The sequence below is a fragment of the Pseudomonas brassicae genome, assembly GCF_010671725.1.
In the GTDB taxonomy this organism is placed as follows: domain Bacteria; phylum Pseudomonadota; class Gammaproteobacteria; order Pseudomonadales; family Pseudomonadaceae; genus Aquipseudomonas; species Aquipseudomonas brassicae.
In genome coordinates this window covers 1-5,237 of sequence record NZ_JAAHBU010000437.1, presented here as the reverse complement: position 1 = coordinate 5,237, position 5,237 = coordinate 1, and the positions used below count along the sequence as shown (strand labels likewise).

Sequence of the window (5,237 nt, the reverse complement as noted above, 5' to 3'; positions counted from 1 at the left end):
AAGCCAGCTCCCACAGGTCAAGTATGGCCCTCAACGACACCGCTCTCCGTGTGGGAGCTGGCTTGCCAGCGAAGAGGCCCTCGACTACCGCGCCGAAACCTGCCGCCCCGCCAACCAACTGCGCCCGTACAGCACCCCGATCACCGCCAGCGCCAATGCCTGCGCCGTCAGCGAATACGCATCGGCGTGAATCCCCAGCCAGTCGAAGTCAAAGAACGCCACCGGGCGCGTGCCGAAAATGCCCCGCCTCCTGCAGCGCCTTCACCCCATGCCCGGCAAACACCACCGATAGCGCGCACAACAGTGCCGCATTGATGCTGAAAAAACAGCGCCAACGGCAGCTTTGCCGACCCGCGCAATATCACCCACGCCAACCCCACCAGCAGCACCAGCGCCGTCGCGCCACCGGCCAGCACCGCGTTGTGTGCCGCCGGGCCCGCCTGCAGCCACAGGGTTTCATAGAACAGGATCACCTCGAACAGCTCGCGGTATACCGAGAAAAACGCCAGCAGCGCAAAGCCGAAACGCCCGCCCCCACCCACCAGGCTGCTCTTGATGTAGTTCTGCCACGCCGCCGCGTGCGCCGGTCATGCATCCACACCCCAAGCCACAGCACCATCACGCTGGCGAACAAGGCCGTGCAGCCTTCGAGCAGTTCGCGCTGGGCACCACCCACATCAATCACGTAGGCCGCCAGCGCCCAGGTACCCAAGCCTGCCAGCAACGCCAGCGCCCAACCCGCGTTGACGCTGCGCACGGCCGATTGCTGGCCGGTATTGCGCAGGAAAGCGAGAATCGCCGCCAGTACCAGGATCGCCTCCAGCCCTTCGCGCAACAGGATCAGCAAGCCGGAGACAAAGCTCAGCGACCCGCTCAGGCCATCCGCCCCCAGCAACGCAGCCGATGCGGCGAGCCGGGCCTTGGCCGTTTCCAGGTGCTGCACGACCTGCTCCACGGGCAACCCGTCCTGCAACGACTGCCGATAGGCCATCAAGGCTTTTTCGGTGTCTTTGCGCAGGCTTGCATCCACATTGTCCAGCGAGCTTTCGACCAGCTCGAAACCTTCCAGGTAAGCCGCCACCGACAGGTCATGAGCCTGCTCGTGGTCTCCTGCACGGTAGGCCGCCAGGCTCTTGTCGAGCATCGTGCGGGTGTACTCGATCAACTGCCCCGGGCCACGCTGTACCTGCGGCGGCCTGGCCCGCTGGGCGCGTAGCAGCGCAGCCGCCTCGGCGCCCTGGGTGGCACGGATATCAGCAGGGGTGCGCTGCGCCAGGTCTGCCAGGCTGAACTGGCCAGCGCCTTGCGCCGACGCGGGGTCGGCACTGAAGCCTGCGATGTAGCTGGCCAGGTCCCAGCGCTGGCGCTCGTCGAGCTGGTCGGCGAACGCTGGCATGTCAGTGCCTTCGACACCCTGGCCGATGCGGGTGTAGAGGTCGAACAGGCTCAGGCTGTCGAGCCGCGCCACGTCCTGCAGGTTGCCTGGCGGCGGCTCCAGGCCCACGCCGGCCGGCCCGTCACCGGCCCCCGTATCGCCATGGCACACCGAACAATGCTGGGCATACAGCGGCGCCGCGCGCGCCGGGTCCGGGGTGATCAGCGGTGCCGTGGTCGGCTCGGCCAGCGCTACCACGCTGCCCACGGCCAACACCGGGCACAACAGCCAGGCGAACAAACGGGAGCAAGGCATCATCGGCCAGTCTCGAACAGGAATGAGAGAGCTTGCATTGTTCACTTCCACTTCACGCCGCTCAAGCACCGCCCGGAAGTTTCATGAAAAATTCAGACACATATTTTTGAAGGCAAAACCCGCTGCCGCCGGACCTGTGCCACACCCACGAAATGTGACTGTTGGCACACCCCATAAATATCGGAGCACAACGCCATTAATTAGCCAGTAATTGGGTTTATAATGCCGCGCCTTTCGTTATAGCGAATGGAAATACAGGCTCCTCTGAACAGAGGATTTGGACCTTACGGCCAAAGGGACTACCGCCACTCGCCGGCGCCCACTATCACTCTCAGGGAAGAAGACTCCAGATGGCATCCCGTGTCCTCACCGTCGCCACGCTCCTCGCGGTCGTCCAACTGACCGGCTGCGCAGCTTTCGCAGCTATGACAGCGAACTCCAGGAAACCAACCAGCAACTGGCCAGCGGCAACATCGACGCGGCCCTGGCGTTGCTGGAAAAGAACAACAAGGGTGAAGACAAGGACCTGCTCTACTACTTCGAGAAGGGCGAACTGCTGCGCTCCAAGGGCGACCTGAGCGGCAGCCAGAGCGCGTGGCGCGAAGCCGACAACGTGGTGTTCAAGTGGGAAGAGTCGGTCAAGCTGGACACCGCCAAGTACCTGGGCCAGTTCGGCAGCTACCTGGTCAACGACAAGGTGCGCCGCTACGAAGGCTATGACTACGAAAAGGTCATGCTGACCACCCAGATGGCCCTGAACCTGCTGGCGCAGAACGACTTCGACGGTGCCCGCACCGAGATCAAGAAGACCCACGAGCGCGAAGCGGTGATTGCCGAGCTGCGTGACAAGGAATACCTCAAGCGCGAGGAAGAGGCCGAGAAGGAAGGCGTCAAGACCGAGTACAAGGACCTCAAGGGTTACCCGGTTGCCGCCCTCGACGCGCCTGAAGTGGTTGGCCTGAAAAACAGCTACCAGAGCGCGTTCAGCCACTACCTGTCGGGCTACGTGTACGAAGCGCTGGGCGAAAAAGGCCTGGCGGCGCCGGGCTACCGCAAGGCGGCCGAACTGCGCCCGAACACCGCACTGCTCGAACAGGCCCTGCTCGACCTCGACAAGCCGGCCGCCAAAAGCGCCGACAGCGACGTGCTGATCGTGGTGCAGAGCGGCCTGGCACCCGCCCGCGACTCGGTGCGCATTCCGCTGCCGCTGCCCATCAGCGGCAACCTGGTGATCACCCCGCTGTCGTTCCCAATCATCAAGGAAGACACCTCCACCGCACACTTCAGCGAGATCTTCCTGAACGACAAGACGCTCAAGCTGACCGCGCTCAACAGCACCACCGCCATGTCGCGCCGTGCCCTGCGTGACGACATGCCCGGCATCATCCTGCGCACCAGCGTGCGCGCCATCAGCCGCGGCGTGGCGCAAAAGCAGATCAACGACGTCAACCCGCTGGCCGGCCTCGCCGTGGGCATCGCCTCGGCCGTTACCGAAGGCGCCGACACCCGCACCTGGCGCACCCTGCCCGACGACACCCTGGTGGCCCGCGTCCACCTGAGCCAGGGCGAGCATCAGCTCAGCCTGCCGTCGAGCCTGGGTGGCAGCAAGGTATCGGTCAAGATCGACCGTCCGTATCAGGTCGTCAGCCTGCGTGTTGTCGGCAACCAGGTATATGCCGGTGGCCCGGCCCTGCACGTTACCCCGTCTGCGTCGGCTGCTGCCGTCGCCAGCCTCAAGTAAGTTAAGGAATCGTCATGCGCCTCAAGCTTCTCGCCGCGCTCGCCACTGCCGCCCTGCTGGCTGGCTGCGCCACCCCTCCGCCGCCCGAGCCGGGCAGCGCCGCCAGCAAGGTGGTCGTGATGGGCAAACTGAGCAACGTCGACATCGGCCCGATGCGTGTCGCCCGTGAAAACGGCTTCATGACCGTCAAGGTCGCGCTGACCAACACCAGCAGCAGCAACAAGACGATGTTCTATCGCTTTGCCTGGCTGGGCAACGACGGTTTCCCGGTTGCCGGCGAAGAGAGCTGGAAGACCCTCAGCCTCTATGGTTCGCAGTCCACCGTGCTGCCGGCCATCGCCCCGGTCCCTCAGGCCACTGACTTCCGTATCGAAGTCCAGGCCAAGTAATTCAATTTTCAGGAGATGCTTAACATGATGTTCGCTCGTTTTTCCATGCTGGCTGTTGTCGTTGCACTGGCCAGTGGTTGCGCCAACAACTCCCCGGTCCTGGGCGGCAAGAACATTGGCTACGGCGACAGCAAGGCCGTGGAACTGGTCACCAACGAATTCGGTTCGACCGACCTGCAGATGATCGCCGAGAGCATGACCCGCTCGCTGGCCCAGTCCGGCATCCTGCAAGGTCGCCCGGTGGTTCAGGTCTACGACGTGAAGAACAAGACCAGCGAGTACATCGATACCCGCGAGATCACCACGTCGATCAAGACCCAGCTGATGAAGTCCGGCACCGCCCGTTTCGCCAGCGACAACACCCAGATGCAGAGCCAGGTTGACCAGCTCAAGCTGCAGAACCAGAGCGGCCTGTACAAGAAAGGCACCGTGGCCAAGACCGGCAACATGATCGCCGCCAAGTACCGCCTGGAAGGCTCGATCAGCTCGATCGTCAAGCGCAGCAGCGACTACAAGGACGTGTTCTACAAGTTCAGCCTGCAGCTGATCGACGTGGAAAGCGGCCTGGCCGAGTGGATGGACGAAAAAGAAATCCGCAAGACCACGGAGCGCTAAGCAATGCGTGCATGGATGGGCATCATCGGCCTGGCCTGCGCGTTCGGCGTGCAGGCGGCCCCCAAGGTAGCGGTCACCGACCTGGCCTACCAGGAGCGCGTGGAGCAGTACATTCACATGGTCTCGGCGAGCAGCAGCTCGAACGCGAGCATGTACCACGCCAACTCGTCGTCCAGCTACAACGAGTTCGAGAGCAGCCAGAGCTATATCGAGCAGACCGAACTGCGCAAGTTCAGCGGCGACATCAAGGGCGAGATCCTCAAGTCCGGCATGTTCCAGCTGATCCAGGGCACGCCGTACACGGCCAAGGCCACGCAGGACGTGTACGACGTGATTGCGCGGATCAAGGCAGGCAACTACAAGGGCGCCGACTATGTGCTGTTCGGCACCTTGTCGGATATCGACTTCCAGCGCGATATCACGTCCCTGGACAACACCAACAGCTACTCGGCAATCCTGGGCCTGACCCTGGTCGCCGATTTCAGCCTGATCAACACCCGTACCTACGAGATCACCTCGGCGTTCACCGCCATGGGTGAGGGCCAGGACACCAAGCTGGTCAACAGCCAGGACGTGCGGGTCAGCCTGAACCGTCCGCGGGTAGTGCGTGACGTGTCCAAGGAACTGGGCCTGGATGTGGCCAAGCAGCTCAAAGAGCAGCTGGTTGGCGTGATGCCGGATCAGGAACGTGCGCCGATGCGCAACAACCTGCCACCGGATGAGCCGGCGCAGATCTTGCGCTGAGCATGAAAAAGGCGACCTTCGGGTCGCCTTTTTTTGTACCCCGCCTTGCGGCCCCTTC

At 63.1% G+C, this 5,237-nt stretch carries 3 protein-coding genes and 2 pseudogenes; 4 read left to right on the top strand and 1 reads right to left on the bottom strand.

Going from position 1 to position 5,237, the window contains the following annotated elements:
- Window positions 1-84 precede the first annotated feature (84 nt).
- A pseudogene (locus G3436_RS29105) lies at window positions 85-1,618 on the bottom strand (FTR1 family protein); the annotation flags it as partial.
- Between the two features lie 422 nt (window positions 1,619-2,040).
- Between G3436_RS29105 and G3436_RS23920 the strand changes: the two are divergent.
- From G3436_RS23920 to G3436_RS23905, 4 genes and pseudogenes are all read left to right on the top strand, one after another.
- Window positions 2,041-3,431 (top strand): annotated as a pseudogene (locus tag G3436_RS23920) (COG3014 family protein).
- 14 nt (window positions 3,432-3,445) lie between these two features.
- Complete coding sequence (locus G3436_RS23915; protein WP_163950254.1) at window positions 3,446-3,820, top strand: YcfL family putative periplasmic lipoprotein; 375 nt, start codon at window positions 3,446-3,448, stop codon at window positions 3,818-3,820.
- Window positions 3,821-3,847: 27 nt separating this feature from the next.
- Window positions 3,848-4,435, top strand: a complete 588-nt coding sequence (lpoB, locus tag G3436_RS23910; RefSeq protein ID WP_163950257.1) for a penicillin-binding protein activator LpoB — start codon at window positions 3,848-3,850, stop codon at window positions 4,433-4,435.
- A 3-nt stretch (window positions 4,436-4,438) separates the two neighbouring features.
- The gene (locus G3436_RS23905) at window positions 4,439-5,179 is read left to right on the top strand and encodes a penicillin-binding protein activator LpoB (RefSeq protein WP_163950252.1); all 741 of its coding nucleotides are present in this window, start codon (window positions 4,439-4,441) and stop codon (window positions 5,177-5,179) included.
- The last annotated feature ends 58 nt before the right edge of the window (window positions 5,180-5,237 follow it).